The organism is Metabacillus indicus, from assembly GCF_046603695.1.
GTDB lineage: Bacteria > Bacillota > Bacilli > Bacillales > Bacillaceae > Bacillus_P > Bacillus_P indicus.
On record NZ_CP176757.1, the window covers coordinates 2,840,977 to 2,857,246 of the forward strand.

The window sequence follows — 16,270 nt, forward strand, 5'->3', positions numbered from 1 at the left end:
CGGATTTCTCCGTCAGCTTTTTGCTGTTATTAATAATCTGAAGTTGACGTTTCACCATTTACAATGGCAATTCCAGCACTTGCACCGATGCGCGTAGCGCCTGCTTCAACCATAGCCATTGCACCTGCACGGTCACGGACTCCGCCTGAAGCTTTAACGCCGATATCAGGGCCTACTGTTTTGCGCATAAGAGCGATGTCTTCTACAGTTGCGCCTCCAGTTGAGAAGCCAGTAGATGTTTTAACAAAGTCAGCTCCTGCTTTTACAGAAAGCTCGCATGCTCTGACTTTTTCTTCGTCAGTCAGAAGGCATGATTCAATGATTACCTTCGTAAGCGCTTTTCCTTTAGCTGCATCGACAACTGCGCGGATGTCACGCTCAACAAGCTCATCGTTTTTGTCTTTTAGGGCACCGATGTTGATGACCATGTCTACTTCAGTTGCACCTTTTGCAATTGCATCGCCTGTTTCAAATGCTTTCGTTTCAGGAGTAGATGCTCCAAGCGGGAAACCGATTACTGTGCAAACTTTTACTTCTGTGCCTTTTAGAAGGGCTGCTGCTGTTTCAACCCAAGTCGGGTTTACACAGACAGATGCAAATTTATATTCTTTCGCTTCTGCGCATAATGTTTCGATTTGTGATTTAGTTGTTTCAGGCTTTAAAGCCGTATGGTCAATCATACTGCCAATGTTTACTGACATATGTACTACCCCTTTTCCATTATTATAGTCGTCTGACCTCTTACATCTTATCATTTTTTTGATTGAAATACGAGTACAAGTTTAATTTACACCGGGAAAATAATTATAAACCTGCTTTCGGTAATTCTTTTCAATTGGGTTTGTATTTGTACCCGCTCCCTTTCGCTCCAGTCACTTGCTTTCCGCGGGGAGTGCCTGAAGCTTCCTCGCTGCGCTTGCGGGATCTTCAGTGCCCTCTTTATCCCCCAGAAAAGCGGAAGCGCCCGTTTTACTCCGGCAGTCAGATAAGAAATCACCCGAAAAGTCCGGGTTTGACTTTTTGGGGGATTTTGTTCTGACAGAGGAGTTGGGCGCTGCAGCTGGACATGGAGTCAAGTGCCTTCCGCTGCAGTCCACTGGAGTTTTAATTTCGCTCGCTAAAACGTAAGTACTCTCTAAAATAAAACTTTACTTTTAGGAGCCTTTCAAAAGAAAAAAATCCGAACTAAGTAATTCCCAGTTCGGATTTTTCTTTTGCTGTTTATGAAATTTGGCGGACCGCTTCAGCTGTGGTGTCTTCGTCCATGACGCGGACGAATTGTCCTTCTGAGTACGGGTAGCCTGCTTTTGTGATTTTTACTTTTACGATTTTGCCGACCATTTCTTCAGAAGCCGGGAATACGACTTTCAGATAGTTGTCAGTATATCCTACATAAAGGCCGCTCTCGGGAGATTCTTTGTACTCTTCTTCAGGAATGACCTCAAGTACTTCTCCTTCGTAATCTGAAGCATATTCTTTTGCAAGCTGGTCTGACAGTGCAATCAGCTGATGAACGCGTTCGTTTTTAATCTCTTCGTCCACCTGATCTTCCATTCTTGCAGCAGGTGTTCCGGTACGTTTCGAGTACGGGAATACGTGAAGCTCGGAAAATTTGTGTTCTTTAATAAAGTTGTAGGTTTCCATGAATTCTTCTTCTGTTTCGCCAGGGAAGCCGACAATGACGTCAGATGTAACAGCAAGGCCCGGCAGCGCTTGTTTCAGGCGCGTCAGACGCTCTGCGAAAAATTCCATTGTGTACTTGCGTCTCATTCTTTTCAGCACTGTGTTTGAAGCGGATTGAATAGGAATGTGCAGATGACGGACAATTTTGTCCGACTGATCCAGTACTTCAATCACTTCGTCTGTAATTTGGCTTGCTTCAATAGATGAAATCCGGATGCGTTTCAGTCCTTTTACCCGTGCATCAAGATCGCGGAGAAGCATCGCAAAGTTGTAATCTTTCATATCTTCGCCGTATCCGCCTGTGTGAATGCCGGTCAGAACAATTTCTTTGTACCCTGCATCAACAAGCTGCTGAGCCTGATTGATGACTTCCTCAGGGTCTCGTGAACGCATGAGTCCGCGTGCCCAAGGAATAATGCAGAATGTGCAGAAGTTATTGCACCCTTCCTGGATTTTCAGGGAAGCACGTGTGCGGTCTGTGAAGGCAGGAACGTCCAGTTCTTCATAGACGCGCGCCTTCATGATGTTGCTGACGCCGTTGATTGGCTGTCTTTCTTTTTTGAACTGCTCGATATAATCAAGCATTTTAATGCGGTCGGATGTTCCAACTACAATATCGACTCCTGGAATAGCCATAATTTCAGCAGGAGAAGTTTGTGCATAACAGCCGGTTACACAGATGACGCCGTCCGGATTTTTTCTGATGGCGCGGCGGATGACCTGGCGGCTTTTTTTATCGCCCGTATTTGTAACGGTGCATGTATTAATAACATATACGTCTGCTTTGCTTTCAAATTCAGACCGCTCATAGCCTGATTCTTTGAACAGCTGCCAGATCGCTTCTGTTTCGTAATGATTTACTTTACAGCCAAGTGTATGAAAAGCTACTGTTGGCATGGGATTCACCTCGATAATTCAAAATGATAGGAAACAGCAGACAAAAGGTATAGAGGAGCCGTTTCCGTCCTTAAAATTCTTGGCCCAAGTCCGCAAAGGTTGAATCCTGCGGCTGTCAGCTGCTCTGTTTCTTCTTTCGTCAGGCCGCCTTCCGGTCCAAACACAGCAAGAACCGACTGCCCCGGACTGCACGACTGCAGCACCTTTGCAAGGTTCGACATCTCGCCTGTTTTGGCTGATTCCTCGTAAGCGGCAATTTTATAATCATAAGACTCTGAATGTCTTAAAAGCTCTTTAAAACTTTGAGGCTCAGAAACATCGGGAATCACATTCCTGTACGATTGCTCTGAAGCTTCTTTCACGATCTTTCTCCAGCGGTCCGCTTTCTTGCCTGCTTTTTTTTCATCAAGCTTGACAACGGAACGGGCAGCATTAAAAGGGATAAACGAAGAAGCACCAAGCTCAGTGCCCTTTTGGAAAATCCACTCGAGCTTATCCCCTTTAGGCAGCCCGCTCGCAATCGTGACCTTCACAGGCAGTTCATTGTCCGCATCCTGCCATTCCAGGACAGAACATACAACCGCATCTTCGTGAAGCTCTGCGATTTCACACAGCGCAGAAAAACCGTCTGCTGTACAGCAGACAATTTCATTGCCGGGCTTCATACGCATGACACGGGAGATGTGATGAACATCGTCTCCCGTGATGGTTATTCTGGATGGACTATTTTCTTTTGTTTCCTCGATAAAATAACGCTGCACCGATGAGCACCTCTTATTTTTTTCTGGCGATAAAGGCCACCCAGTCTTCCATGACCACTGTTTCTTCAATCTCAAAACCGGCTTCAATCAGGCCGTTCCTGACTTCTGCCTTTTTGTTTAGGATAATGCCTGAAGTAATGAATAATCCGTCCTGCTTCAGGATTTGATTGGCGTCACCTGCAAATCGCAGAATGACTTCAGCCAAAATATTCGCAACAACAACATCAACCGGCCCTTCGACACCGTTCAGGAGGTTGTTCTGTGTAACCGTGACAGTTTCATGCACTTTGTTGAGCTTTGTATTAAGCCGTGCCGCATCTACTGCAACCGGATCAAGATCCATTGCCTGTACATGTTTTGCCCCAAGCATTGCGGATGCAATGCTTAGAACGCCTGAACCGGTACCGACATCGACAACCGTGTCATTTTCTTTTACAGAGCGCTCAAGCGCCTGAATGCATAAAACGGTCGTCGGATGTGTTCCTGTGCCAAATGCCATTCCAGGATCAAGCTCAATGATGAGCTCATCCGAATGGACGGGAGTATAGGTTTCCCATGTTGGAACAATTGTGAACCGCTCTGAAATTTTGACAGGGTGGTAGTACTTCTTCCAGGCTGTAGCCCATTCTTCCTCATTCACTTCACTGATTGATATATCATTCTTCCCTAAATCAATATCATGAATAAGCAGATTGTTCACAGCTTCTTTAATTTCTTCCACCGTTTCCCCGAGAAAACTGTTTACGGGAAGATATGCTTTAATAATAACACCTTCATCAGGATAATCATCAGAATTGAGGTGGTAGATTTCTCCATACACACTTTCGCGCTCTTTTAACAGATCCATCTGATCTTCAATTACGACTCCGCTAGCTCCCGCCTCATGCAGGATATTGGAAATCGGCTCAACCGCTTCCTGTGTTGTATGAATACTTAACTCAGACCATTTCATTCTACCAGCTCCACTTCTGTTTATTCACCCTTGAAAGCACGTTTCACTTTATCAAAAAAACTTTCTTCATGCTCATCCGGTCTGCCGCCGCTCATTTCAGCAAATTCGCGCAGCAGTTCTTTTTGTTTTTCATTAATATTAGTAGGTGTAAGCACCCGGATAACAATGTGCTGATCTCCCTGGCCATAGCCGCGCACATTCGCGACGCCTTTGCCCTTCATGCGGAATTTGGTGCCCGTTTGTGTACCTGCAGGCACCTTCAGCTTCACTTTGCCGTGAAGGGTCGGAACCTCAATTTCATCTCCAAGAGCAGCCTGTGCAAATGTGAGAGGCATTTCGCAGTATATGTCATCGCCGTTGCGTTCGAAAAACTCATGAGGCCTTACATTAAAGACAACATAAAGGTCTCCTGCTGGACCGCCGTTTACGCCTGGCTCACCCTGTCCGGATACTCTCAGCTGCTGGCCGTCATCAACACCGGCAGGAATCTTAACCGATATTTTCTTGCGCTTCTGCACCTTTCCGGCTCCGCCGCATGTTGAACATTTGTGCTTGATTTGTTTGCCTGTCCCGCTGCAGTAATGACATACTCTGCGGTTGACAATTCTTCCAAATGGCGTGTTCTGTTCAACGTTCAGCTGGCCTGAACCGCTGCAGTGCGAACAGGTTTCAGGTTTTGTTCCGGGCTTGGCTCCGGATCCGTCACACGTGTCACATGTTTCTTCACGCGGAATTTCGATGGTTGTTTCCTTGCCGAATACAGCTTCTTCAAAGGCAATCGTCATTGTATACTGCAGGTCTGCACCCTGTCTCGGCGCGTTAGGGTCGCGTCTTCTTCCGCCTCCGAAAATAGAGCTGAAGATATCGTCAAAACCGCCGAATCCTCCGCCAAAGTCAGAACCGCCAAAGCCCTGATTTGGATCAGCATGGCCGAATTGATCGTATTGAGCCCGTTTTTGGTCGTCAGAAAGGACTTCGTATGCTTCTGTAATTTCTTTAAATTTATCTGAAGCGTCTGCTTCTTTGTTAATATCAGGATGATATTTTTTTGACAGCTTGCGGTACGCTTTTTTCATCTCATCCTTAGACGCGCTCTTACTTACTCCAAGCACTTCATAGTAATCACGCTTGCTCATAATTGCTCACTCCCGAATTCTCACATAAAGTAAATTGTATCACTCGATTTGGCATGATTGCAAGATAATGTTTGTGGGGGTCATTCTGTACCTATACATTATTCTTGGCAGCTGAAAGTGTCTTTGTTTCTCAATAAAAAATGAACACCTTGTCAGCACGCGCTCTTTGCAGATTGAAGATTGCTTTCGCATAGAGTGCTGTTTTTGCAATCGTACCCGTTCCTTTCCGCTCCAGTCACAAGATTACCGCGGGGAGTGCCTGAAGCTTCCTCGCTGCGCTTGCGGGATCTTCAGTGCCCTCTTTATGCCCCAGAAAAGCGGAAGTGCCCGTTTTGCTCCAGCAGTCAGATAAGAAATCACCCGAAAAGTCCGGGTTTGACTTTTTGGGGGATTTTGTTCTGACAGAGGAGTTGGGCGCTGCAGCTGGACAAGGAGGCAAGTGCCTTCCGCTGCAATCCACTGGAGTTTGACGGATTCACACTAAAGCAACATTATCTGCGAAAAGAGCCTCATCAAAAAAAGCCAAAGTCAAGACAAGCCTGACTTTGACTTTCGGGATGGCGACATTTATTTCTTGTCGTCATTTACTTCTTCGTATTCTGCATCAACGACATTGTCGTCCTGGTTGGAAGCGCCTTGTGCACCTTCAGCACCCTGCTGCTGTTTTGCAGCTTCTTCGTACAGTTTCATTGACAGCTGCTGAACGATTTCCTGAAGCTCGTCTTTTTTCATTTTGATTTCTTCAAGTTCGTTTTTCTCAATGGCTGCTTTTAAAGCGTCTTTTGCTTCATTTGCTTTAGCAACTTCCGCTTCGTCCACTTTGCCTTCAAGATCTTTCAGTGTCTTTTCTGTTGCGAAGACAAGCTGATCTGCTTCATTGCGAAGTTCTACTTCTTCTTTGCGCAATTTATCTGCTTCAGCATTTTCTTCTGCTTCTTTTACCATGCGTTCGATCTCGTCATCGCTCAGGCCTGTAGAAGACTTGATTGTGATCGCCTGCTCTTTATTTGTTCCAAGATCTTTTGCACGCACGTTTACGATACCGTTTTTATCAATATCGAATGATACTTCGATTTGAGGTACTCCGCGCGGTGCCGGCGGAATGTCAGTAAGCTGGAAACGGCCAAGCGTTTTGTTGTCTGCTGACATTGGACGCTCACCTTGAAGAACGTGAATGTCTACAGCTGTCTGGCTGTCTGCAGCTGTTGAGAACACTTGGGATTTGCTTGTTGGAATCGTCGTGTTGCGCTCGATTAATTTCGTGAACACGCCGCCCATTGTTTCAATTCCTAGTGAAAGCGGAGTTACGTCAAGAAGAACAACATCTTTAACGTCTCCAGTAATAACGCCGCCCTGAATTGCTGCTCCAAGCGCCACTACTTCGTCAGGGTTAACGCCTTTTGACGGCTCCTGGCCAAGCTCTTTTTTGATTGCTTCCACAACGGCAGGAATACGCGTTGATCCGCCGACAAGGATAACTTTATCGATTTCTGATTTAGATAGACCTGCATCTTTAAGAGACTGGCGAACCGGTCCCATTGTTCTTTCAACAAGGTTTGAAGAAAGCTCTTCAAATTTAGCTCTTGATAATGTTACTTCCAGGTGAAGCGGTCCAGCTTCTCCAGCTGTAATGAATGGAAGTGAGATTTGTGTAGATGAAACGCCTGAAAGATCTTTTTTCGCTTTTTCAGCTGCATCTTTAAGACGCTGAAGAGCCATTTTGTCTTTAGAAAGATCAATGCCGTTTTCTTTTTTGAATTCAGCTGTAAGGTAGTCAATAATCACTTGGTCAAAGTCATCTCCGCCAAGACGGTTGTCACCTGCAGTTGAGCGTACTTCAAATACTCCGTCGCCAAGTTCAAGAACAGAAACGTCAAATGTACCGCCGCCAAGGTCGTATACAAGAATCGTCTGATCCTGATCTGTTTTATCCAAACCATATGCAAGTGCTGCAGCAGTTGGTTCGTTGATGATGCGCTCTACTTCAAGACCAGCGATTTTACCTGCATCTTTAGTAGCCTGGCGCTCTGCATCATTGAAGTATGCAGGAACAGTAATAACGGCTTTCGTTACAGGCTCGCCAAGATAGTCTTCTGCATAAGCTTTCAGATGCTGAAGGATGATTGCAGAGATTTGCTGAGGCGTATTTTCTTTGCCCTCAACCTCTACTTTGTAGTCTGTACCCATGTGGCGTTTAATGGACATGATTGTGTTAGGGTTTGTGATTGACTGACGCTTCGCAACTTCCCCAACCTGACGCTCGCCATTTTTGAATGCAACGACTGAAGGAGTCGTGCGGTTGCCTTCTGCGTTTGGAATAACCTTAGGTTCGCCGCCTTCTAATACAGCGACACATGAGTTTGTAGTACCTAAATCGATGCCGATAATTTTCCCCATCGTAGAAAACCTCCTGATATGTAGTTTATTGATTCACTTTCACCATTGCTGGTCTGATGATGCGGTCTTTTAGCTTATACCCTTTTTGGAACTCTTCAATAACCGTTCCCGCTTCAAAATTCTCATCTTCCACCTGCATGACAGCCTGGTGAAGATGCGGGTCAAACGGCTGGCCTTCTGCCTGAATGGCTTCAGCGCCTTCGTTTTGAAGTGCCTGGATCAGCTGGCGGTATACCATATCCATGCCTTGCAGCAGAGACTGTGTTTTTTCGTCATCTGTATCTATTTTTAACGCTCTTTCAAAGTTATCAAGAGCTGGCAGAATGTCGGTAATGAGATTTTGAGAACGATACTTTTGAGCAGATTCCATATCAAGGCGGGCACGTCTTCTGAAGTTATCTAAATCCGCCTGAAGACGGTACATGCGGTTTTCTGTATCGCTGAGCTTTGCTTCAAGCTCCTCAATTTTAGCTTTCGCATCAGATAACTCGCCTGAATCCTGCTCCTGAGCTTCCTCCTGGCCGGCCTGAGCTTCAGCTGCCTCTTCTTCCTGGCTGATCACTGTTTCTTCTTGCCCGGCTGCCCCATTTTCTTTTAAGCTTTCTTTTGCTTCGTTAGTCAATTTCTTTCACCTCCCTTAAAGGATAAACATCATGGAAAGGAGCGGAAAACGGTTTTTCCGCTCTCTTACAATATGGACAATTGTTTTACGAGTGATACAAATTTGTCAGCGCCTTGGACATGTCTTTTGTCACTCTCTGCAGCAGGCTGATAACCCGCGAATATTCCATTCTCGTCGGGCCAAGCACGGCAATGCGGCCGATCTGCCTGTTGTCAACGGAGTAGGTTGCGGTGATCAGGCTGCAGTTTTCCATTGCGATATTTTCATTCTCTTTGCCAATTTTAATTGTTATGCCTGAATCGTTGGCATTTAAAATATTGTATAGTTCCTGTTCCTGTTCAATCATCGTAAGCAGCGTTCTGACCCTTGAGATGTCATTGAATTCAGGCTGACTGAGCATGTTTGTCTTTCCGCCGAAATAGATCTTTTCATTGCTGTTCAGCGTAAACGTTCCAGTAAGCACCTTCATGACAGCGTCATAATTCTGGATATGATTTTTCAGGAGACTGACGATTTCTTTATAGATTTTGTCATGCAGCTCCACAATCGGCACATTAAAGAGCCTCTCATTTAAAATATTGACCATCTTCTCAATATCCTGGGGAGCTATGCTTTCGGGAAACGAAATCGTTCTGTTCTCTACATGTCCGGTATTTGTCACGATAATGGCAACAGCCGTATCGTCATTGATTGGAACGATCTGAATGCGCTTGAGCCGGTTTTCGTTCACCTTTGGACCGAGAATAATCGATGTATAGTTTGTCAGATCCGATAAGATCTGCGCAGATTTCTGAACGACTTTTTCAAGTTCAAATATACGTTCTGCAAACACAGATTTAATTGTGACAACATCCATATTCGATAGCTTCTGCGGTGCAAGAAGGTTGTCGACATAGTAGCGGTACCCCTTTTCAGAAGGAACTCTTCCAGAGGAACTATGTGTTTTCTCAATAAACCCCATATCCTCAAGATCGGCCATCTCATTGCGGATGGTAGCCGAACTGAACGTGATCGAATCCTTTTTGGACAAGGTCCTGGAGCCTACAGGCTGTGCAGACTGAATAAAATCATCCACAATGACCTGAAGGATTAAAAGCTGACGATCTGTTAGCATTATCATCACCTCTGTTAGCACTCTGTATGTGTGAGTGCTAAATCTATAATAAAAAGTATCAAATCACTCGTGAAATGTCAATTATTTAGACGAAATTCTCATGCCAGATCAGGCAAAAATACAAAGAGGAAGAAAAGAACTGATTACTGTCCGTCCTTTTCAGGAATAACCCCTAAAAACGCCTGGAACACTTCGTTTCCAAGAAGCTTGCCCTTGTGTGTGAGCGAGAGGAAGTCTCCGTTTTCTTCAATCAGTCCATTAGCAATCTGTTCCTTTATCTGCTGTCCAAAAACCTGCTCCATGCGCATGCCAAATTTTTCATAAAACCTGGCACGGCTCACTCCGGCGGATTTTCTCAGCCCAAGAAACATTTCTTCTTCCATTGCTTCCGCTTTAGACACGATGTGCTCACTCGTATACGGAAATCCTTCTTCTTCAACTAAAGACATGTATTTTTTCAGCGGTCCTGCATTGGCACGGCGTACTCCGCCTCCATAGCTATGGGCGCCTGCACCGATTCCGAAATACTCTTCATTGTTCCAGTACGTCAGATTATGCATGCTTTCATAACCGGGCTTTGCAAAATTGCTGATTTCATACTGTGCGAAACCGTGCTTGTCCATTTCCTCCATTAGCAGCTCATACATGGCTGCCTCTTCTTCCTGAGGAGGAAGAAGAAGTTTTCCTTTGGACATTAAATTATAGAAAACGGTTTTAGGCTCCACGATCAGCGAATAGGACGAATAGTGCTGAACATCAAGACTGAACGCTGTGTGAAGGGTTTCTTTAAAATCATCCATCGTCTGCCCGGGCAATCCATACATTAAGTCAATGCTGATATTGTCAAAGCCCGCTTTTTCTGCAAGGCCAATTGTTTTCATCACATCTTCAGACCTGTGGCTGCGGCCTATTTTTTCAAGCAGCCTGTCATTAAACGTCTGCACGCCAAAGCTCAGTCTGTTTACTCCAAGTTCTTTCATGATTTTCAGTTTTTCCAAGGAGACTTCACCGGGATTTGCTTCTGCAGCATATTCATGAAGACCTCCAACCGGAAATTCTTCAGCAATGGACGTAAGCAGCTTCTCCATCTGAAACTCATTCAGGGCTGTCGGTGTGCCGCCGCCTATAAAGATGGTTTTAAGTCGGTCTGCCGGTGTTTTTTTTACTGTGTTTTTCATTTCCTTGTGCATGCTGTCCAAATACTCGTCTACAGGCTGATTTTTTAAAAAGACTTTATTAAAATCGCAGTAGTGACAGATTTGTTCGCAGAATGGAATATGAAAATATGCTGCCTGAACCATATTTCTCACCTTCTAATAAAGAAGCCGCAGTACACGACTGCGGCAGTAGTTTTTTCTTACAATATCACAGATTTCCGGGGACTCAAAATCATTTGATTAGTTGTCATCCATTTTGAGGACCGCCATGAAGGCTTCCTGCGGAACTTCAACAGAACCAACCGTTTTCATCCGCTTTTTACCTTCTTTTTGCTTCTCAAGAAGCTTACGCTTACGTGAGATATCCCCTCCGTAGCACTTGGCAAGAACGTTTTTGCGCATCGCTTTAATCGTCGAGCGCGCCACAACCTTCTGTCCAATTGCCGCCTGAATCGGAACTTCGAACTGCTGGCGGGGAATCAGTTCTTTCAGTTTTTCAACAATGATTTTCCCGCGGTCATAGGCCGAGTCTTTATGCACAATGAACGAAAGGGCATCAATTTTTTCGTTATTTAACAGAATATCCATTTTCACAAGCTTGGATTCTTTGTATCCAATCAGCTCGTAATCAAAAGAGGCATATCCTTTTGTATTGGATTTGAGCTGGTCGAAGAAGTCATAGACAATCTCTGAAAGCGGCAGCTCATAAATAATGCTGACACGGTTCTCATCAAGATACTGCATGTCAATGAAATTGCCGCGCTTAATCTGGCAAAGCTCCATAACCGCTCCAACGTAATCGTTCGGCACCATAACGGTTGCTTTTACATACGGTTCCTCGATCCGGTCAATCTTCTGCGGATCAGGCAGGTTTGACGGATTGTCAACACGGACATCCGTTCCGTCTGTAAGGAAAACATTATAAATAACACTCGGTGCGGTTGTGATCAGGTCAATTTTAAATTCGCGTTCGATCCGCTCCTGAATAATCTCCATATGAAGGAGCCCAAGGAATCCGCAGCGGAAGCCGAAACCAAGTGCCTGTGACGTTTCCGGCTCAAATTGCAGAGCAGAATCGTTGAGCTCAAGCTTTTCAAGCGCTTCGCGAAGGTCATTGTATTTTGCTGTATCAATCGGGTAAAGTCCGCAGTATACCATTGGATTCAGTTTCCGGTATCCCGGAAGCGCCTCAGTGGCACTGTTTTTTGCATCCGTAATGGTATCACCGACACGTGTGTCTCCCACGTTTTTAATCGCAGCCGTTAAAAATCCTACGTCACCGACATTCAGTTCGTCCATGAGTACAGGCTTTGGCGTAAATACGCCAACTTCCGTCACTTCAAACTCTTTGCCTGTTGCCATCATTTTAATCTTCTGGCCGACTTTAACGGTTCCCTCAACGACACGGATATAGGCTACAACTCCGCGGTATGCATCATAAAGCGAGTCAAAGATCAGCGCTTTAAGAGGAGCATCAGGATCCCCTGTTGGAGCCGGAACCTTCTCCACAACCTGCTCCAGAATTTCTTCAATACCGATGCCAGCTTTAGCTGAAGCAAGAACAGCCTCTGAGGCGTCAAGTCCAATTACATCCTCAATCTCCTGACGCACACGCTCAGGGTCTGCGCTCGGAAGATCAATCTTATTGATAATCGGCAAAATCTCAAGATCATTGTCAAGCGCCAGATACACGTTTGCAAGCGTCTGAGCTTCAATACCCTGGGCTGCATCTACAACGAGAACCGCACCTTCGCAAGCAGCAAGGCTACGGGATACCTCGTATGTAAAGTCAACATGTCCCGGGGTATCGATCAAATGGAAGATGTACTCTTCCCCGTCTTTTGCTTTATATCGCAGCTGAACAGCATTAAGCTTGATCGTAATGCCGCGTTCTCGCTCAAGGTCCATTGAGTCAAGAAGCTGATTTTTCATTTCTCTCTGAGTCAAAGCAGACGTCTTCTCAAGAATCCGGTCGGCTAGCGTTGACTTCCCATGGTCAATATGAGCAATGATTGAGAAGTTGCGGATCTTGGACTGCCTCTTTAATTTATCGTCTTTATTCATCATAATCGTTCTATCACTCCTACTAAACTGGCCAATGCACTAACTTTGATTATAACAATAGGGGGGGGAACATTCAACACCGAAAAGCGGAATCGCCCGGGCAGCTCCGGGAGTCAGATAAGGAAACGGCGGTAAAGGCGCTTTTTGCCTTTGCCGACGGTTCCGTTCTGACAGAGGAGTTGGGCGATGGAGCTGGACTTCACCGAAAAGCGGAATCTCAACAATTTGTATCTGGATTATGCCCTACAACTTACTTCTTCTTCTCTGAAGGGCACATTCTTGCCTTGTCTTCTCCCTTCAGTTCACTTCCTCTTCTCTGAAGGGCACATTCCTGCCTGGTTTTCGCCCTTCAGCTTGCTTCCTCTTCTCTGAAGGGCACATTCGTCCCCGGTTTTCACCCTTCAGCTTGCTTCCTCTTCTCTGAAGGGCACATTCCTGCCTGGTTTTCGCCCTTCAGCTTACTTCCTTTTCCCTGAAGGGCACATTCGTCCCCGGTTTTCGCCCTTCAGCGATCATCAAGCATCTTAAGGGCTCAATAAACTTTTCACTTCTGCCCTTCATAATCCCCAAACAAAAAAAAGGAAAGCAGCTGCCCGCTTCCCTCCATCTTATGCAGTATCCCCCTTATTGAAACAGGCTTTCAACCATGCCTGCCAAAAAGCTGATCAGGCCTGTAATGACAGCACTCGCAAACGAGGCAAATGTCTTTCCCAGCTGGGAAAAGAAGTTGAAAGCTTCCATGTCTTCGAGCTTTTGCTGCTTTTCTTCAAGGTTGTGTGTGTTTCCGAGGACAGAAGCTTCGAGTTCGCCTGATGCATCATTTTTCACCTCAAAAGCGCTGCTTAACTTCGGGTCTTCATAGCCTTTCATTTTGACGAGGCCGTGGTTTGCCTGCTGCATGCCGAACAGAACCCCAAAAAGAAGAACCGAGCATAGGACAAAGCACTTCAGCATGAATTTTATCATCGTACGTCCCTCTAATCTGATTGCTTATTTTTTCTCAGCGGCAGGCGCTGCATTTACTTTTTCAGCCTGCCAGTAATAATCTGCAAAAATGTCTGCCACAGCATCCGCTGTTCTGTTCAGTTCTTCAAGGTTATTATCGACTCCGCCAAATTCGATGAGCATGGCGTTTTGCGAAAGATCCTGATTATAGAGGCTGTTTGACTTCTGAGATTTTTTCACAAGTACACCTCGGCTAAGTCCCGGATACTTGCTTTCGATCGATTTATGAAGCTCTGATGCTAGCTGTGCATTTTTATCATGAAAGGGGTTTTTCCCTCCGATAATAAAGGCTACTCGTGCATATTTTTTGCCGCCGATGGTCGCAGTTGTAATATTGTAAGGCTGTGAATCCCGGTGAATATCAATGACATACTCAATTTCTTTGTTTGAAGCCATTGCAGTTTCCACCGTCGGCCTTGACATTGTGTATGCTTTGGTGAAGGACCATCCCTTTTCATTCAGCTTTTTCATAAAATTCGTTTTATCAACATTTGTCCCAATTCCCTTGTCTTGAAGTGCTTTCCCAAGCCTGTCGCCTACAAGGGTTACATTAGCTTCTGAGTGATAGGCGCTGTTTGGGTTCTTCACATTTTTCAGCATAGGCAGATAGGATTCTGTTGTATGAGTGTGATAAATATAGACAACTTTCCGGTCACCTGTCGTTTCGACCGGCGGGGTTTTTGCCTGGTCAGGCTCCTCGCCTGCTCCCTTCAGATCAGCTATTGAAGCCTCCCTCTCTTCAAGCAGCACTTCTGTTGGAGGAGGAGATTCAATCGGCATGGTTGTATAGTCGGTTCCTTCGCCGGCAACTAAAATTTCACTGTCAAAGAGAGTAAAACCCGGAAGCTCTCTACCAAGAAGACTGCGAGGGTCGTCGGGATTAATGCTTGTTGCCGCTTTAAAAAACAGGGATGACACGCTCGGAAGCTTCGTTTCTTTAGGAAGATCCTTTATGAAATAACGGTTTTCAAAACCAAGCAGGTGAATGAATGCCTGTCCGTTAATATTGCTTGTCAGTTCGTTTATTGATTTTGAAGTAATCCTGTATTCAGGCTTGAGCGAGGTCAGTGCGCCTGAGAGCAAAAACACGAGCATAAACAAAGTAAAGCCTAGTGCGAATCCTTTTTTCAAGCTTGTCCCGTTTAGAGTGACAACAATACCGCGAGTTTGACGAAAGTGCTTCATCTTTCTTTTTCCTCCTTAAAGCCTGCCTGCTAAACTATATGCAGCAGAAGGAGAAAATAGACTGTTTTTCAATGGGTATATGATCTTGCGTTTCCTTTGTCCACTTGCTGGTGAAGTGCTTCGTTCAGGCCGTTGGCAACGACGGTCGCCATGTCTTCAATAAAGGTATCCACTTCTTTCGGTGTTACCATCAGATTATGCCCGAGCGGAGAGAGCACCTCATGAATGAGTCTTCTTTTTTCTTCATCTTCAAGCGTGCCGATCACTCCGAGAAACTGCTGTCTGTGTTCATCCGACGGCATATCTTCATCAGTAAGAACTTTCTTTTTGCCAAATGTCATTCCTGCAGGTGTTAATGCTTTTGAAGGTTTGTCCCCTTCTCTCATCTCTCTGCCGAAATGCTTTAAAATAAAATCGATGGTATCGCTTGTAATGGATACGGCATCCACTACCGTTGGAATGCCGAGTGCAATAACCGGTATGCCAAGCGTATCCATGCTGAGTTCCTTGCGTTTGTTTCCTACACCTGAACCCGGATGGATGCCCGTGTCTGATATTTGTATGGTCGTGTTCACACGTTCAATCGAGCGCGCCGCAAGAGCATCGATGGCAATGACAAAATCAGGCTTGCTTTTATCAATGATGCCTGTAATGATGTCACTAGTTTCAATGCCTGTAATCCCCATAACTCCGGGGGATATGGCGCTGACCGGCCTGAACCCTTCCTGAACATTTTCAGGCTGCAGTTTAAACAGATGCCGGGTCACCAGGAGATTTTCCACAACCTGCGGTCCAAGCGAATCAGGCGTCACATTCCAGTTTCCAAGACCGACAACAAGACAGCTTGCGTCTTTCGATATGTTCAGCCCCTCCATAAACTGGCTGAACTCTTTTGCAAAGACATCAACAACCTGATCCTGGAGGGCTGTGTCTTTCTGGCGTATGCCCTGAACTTCAAGCGTCAGATAATTGCCTGGTTTTTTGCCGGTCAGCTCTGCTCCCTGTTCTGTTATTTGAAGAGATGTTATTTTGATGCCGTTCTCATCCCTCTCTTTAACTATGACACCTTCTATTTCGGGAGATTTCGCCTTCTGTTCGGGAGTTCTGGACTCATCTGCCATCCCCTTCGCTTCAATGGCTAAATCTGTCCGGACTGAATACTTGCTTAGATCCAATGATTCTTTCACGTGTTTTCCTCCTGGCAAATTAGATTTATTCCTTATTTTTACCGGTTTTGGACCGTTTCATTCCAGGCGGAAAACAGCTGCGAGATTTTCCTTTACAATTATATTGCATT

At 45.4% G+C, this 16,270-nt stretch carries 13 protein-coding genes; all 13 read right to left on the reverse strand.

The window, feature by feature from the left end; translation table 11 throughout:
• Nucleotides 1–29: 29 nt before the first annotated feature.
• The gene (deoC, locus tag ACK1LH_RS14635; RefSeq protein WP_029279563.1) at nt 30–701 is read right to left on the reverse strand and encodes a deoxyribose-phosphate aldolase; all 672 of its coding nucleotides are present in this window, start codon (nt 699–701) and stop codon (nt 30–32) included.
• A gap of 520 nt (nt 702–1,221) precedes the next feature.
• A complete protein-coding gene (mtaB, locus tag ACK1LH_RS14640) occupies nt 1,222–2,580 on the reverse strand; it encodes a tRNA (N(6)-L-threonylcarbamoyladenosine(37)-C(2))-methylthiotransferase MtaB (RefSeq protein ID WP_029279562.1) in 1,359 nt (452 codons plus the stop codon).
• A gap of 5 nt (nt 2,581–2,585) precedes the next feature.
• Nucleotides 2,586–3,341, reverse strand: coding sequence for a 16S rRNA (uracil(1498)-N(3))-methyltransferase (locus ACK1LH_RS14645; protein ID WP_029279561.1), 756 nt, complete (start codon nt 3,339–3,341; stop codon nt 2,586–2,588).
• A gap of 13 nt (nt 3,342–3,354) precedes the next feature.
• A complete protein-coding gene (gene prmA / locus ACK1LH_RS14650) occupies nt 3,355–4,293 on the reverse strand; it encodes a 50S ribosomal protein L11 methyltransferase (protein WP_029279558.1) in 939 nt (312 codons plus the stop codon).
• Nucleotides 4,294–4,313: 20 nt separating this feature from the next.
• Nucleotides 4,314–5,429, reverse strand: a complete 1,116-nt coding sequence (gene dnaJ, locus ACK1LH_RS14655; protein ID WP_029279556.1) for a molecular chaperone DnaJ — start codon at nt 5,427–5,429, stop codon at nt 4,314–4,316.
• A 567-nt stretch (nt 5,430–5,996) separates the two neighbouring features.
• A complete protein-coding gene (dnaK, locus tag ACK1LH_RS14660) occupies nt 5,997–7,826 on the reverse strand; it encodes a molecular chaperone DnaK (protein ID WP_029279554.1) in 1,830 nt (609 codons plus the stop codon).
• 25 nt (nt 7,827–7,851) lie between these two features.
• Entirely contained in the window at nt 7,852–8,448 is a 597-nt protein-coding gene (grpE, locus tag ACK1LH_RS14665; RefSeq protein ID WP_029279552.1) for a nucleotide exchange factor GrpE, read from the reverse strand.
• Between the two features lie 85 nt (nt 8,449–8,533).
• Nucleotides 8,534–9,562, reverse strand: coding sequence for a heat-inducible transcriptional repressor HrcA (gene hrcA, locus ACK1LH_RS14670; protein ID WP_029279550.1), 1,029 nt, complete (start codon nt 9,560–9,562; stop codon nt 8,534–8,536).
• A gap of 143 nt (nt 9,563–9,705) precedes the next feature.
• Nucleotides 9,706–10,863: a radical SAM family heme chaperone HemW gene (gene hemW, locus ACK1LH_RS14675; RefSeq protein ID WP_029279548.1), complete on the reverse strand. Its 1,158-nt coding sequence runs from the start codon at nt 10,861–10,863 to the stop codon at nt 9,706–9,708.
• A gap of 96 nt (nt 10,864–10,959) precedes the next feature.
• The gene (gene lepA / locus ACK1LH_RS14680; protein ID WP_411335106.1) at nt 10,960–12,783 is read right to left on the reverse strand and encodes a translation elongation factor 4; all 1,824 of its coding nucleotides are present in this window, start codon (nt 12,781–12,783) and stop codon (nt 10,960–10,962) included.
• Between the two features lie 624 nt (nt 12,784–13,407).
• A complete protein-coding gene (locus tag ACK1LH_RS14685; RefSeq protein WP_029279542.1) occupies nt 13,408–13,749 on the reverse strand; it encodes a YqxA family protein in 342 nt (113 codons plus the stop codon).
• A gap of 24 nt (nt 13,750–13,773) precedes the next feature.
• Nucleotides 13,774–14,973 carry a stage II sporulation protein P gene (gene spoIIP, locus ACK1LH_RS14690; RefSeq protein WP_411333476.1) on the reverse strand — a complete coding sequence of 400 codons (1,200 nt, stop codon included), beginning with the start codon at nt 14,971–14,973 and terminating at the stop codon, nt 13,774–13,776.
• A gap of 68 nt (nt 14,974–15,041) precedes the next feature.
• Nucleotides 15,042–16,160: a GPR endopeptidase gene (gene gpr, locus ACK1LH_RS14695; RefSeq protein ID WP_029279538.1), complete on the reverse strand. Its 1,119-nt coding sequence runs from the start codon at nt 16,158–16,160 to the stop codon at nt 15,042–15,044.
• Nucleotides 16,161–16,270 lie beyond the last annotated feature (110 nt).

Coding starts and splice junctions, on each gene's coding strand:
- deoC (WP_029279563.1), bottom strand. CDS start 701: ATGTCAGTAAACATTGGCAGTATGATTGACCATACGGCTTTAAAGCCT.
- mtaB (WP_029279562.1), bottom strand. CDS start 2,580: ATGCCAACAGTAGCTTTTCATACACTTGGCTGTAAAGTAAATCATTAC.
- prmA (WP_029279558.1), bottom strand. CDS start 4,293: ATGAAATGGTCTGAGTTAAGTATTCATACAACACAGGAAGCGGTTGAG.
- dnaJ (WP_029279556.1), bottom strand. CDS start 5,429: ATGAGCAAGCGTGATTACTATGAAGTGCTTGGAGTAAGTAAGAGCGCG.
- dnaK (WP_029279554.1), bottom strand. CDS start 7,826: ATGGGGAAAATTATCGGCATCGATTTAGGTACTACAAACTCATGTGTC.
- hrcA (WP_029279550.1), bottom strand. CDS start 9,562: ATGCTAACAGATCGTCAGCTTTTAATCCTTCAGGTCATTGTGGATGAT.
- hemW (WP_029279548.1), bottom strand. CDS start 10,863: ATGGTTCAGGCAGCATATTTTCATATTCCATTCTGCGAACAAATCTGT.
- lepA (WP_411335106.1), bottom strand. CDS start 12,783: ATGAATAAAGACGATAAATTAAAGAGGCAGTCCAAGATCCGCAACTTC.
- ACK1LH_RS14685 (WP_029279542.1), bottom strand. CDS start 13,749: ATGATAAAATTCATGCTGAAGTGCTTTGTCCTATGCTCGGTTCTTCTT.
- spoIIP (WP_411333476.1), bottom strand. CDS start 14,973: ATGAAGCACTTTCGTCAAACTCGCGGTATTGTTGTCACTCTAAACGGG.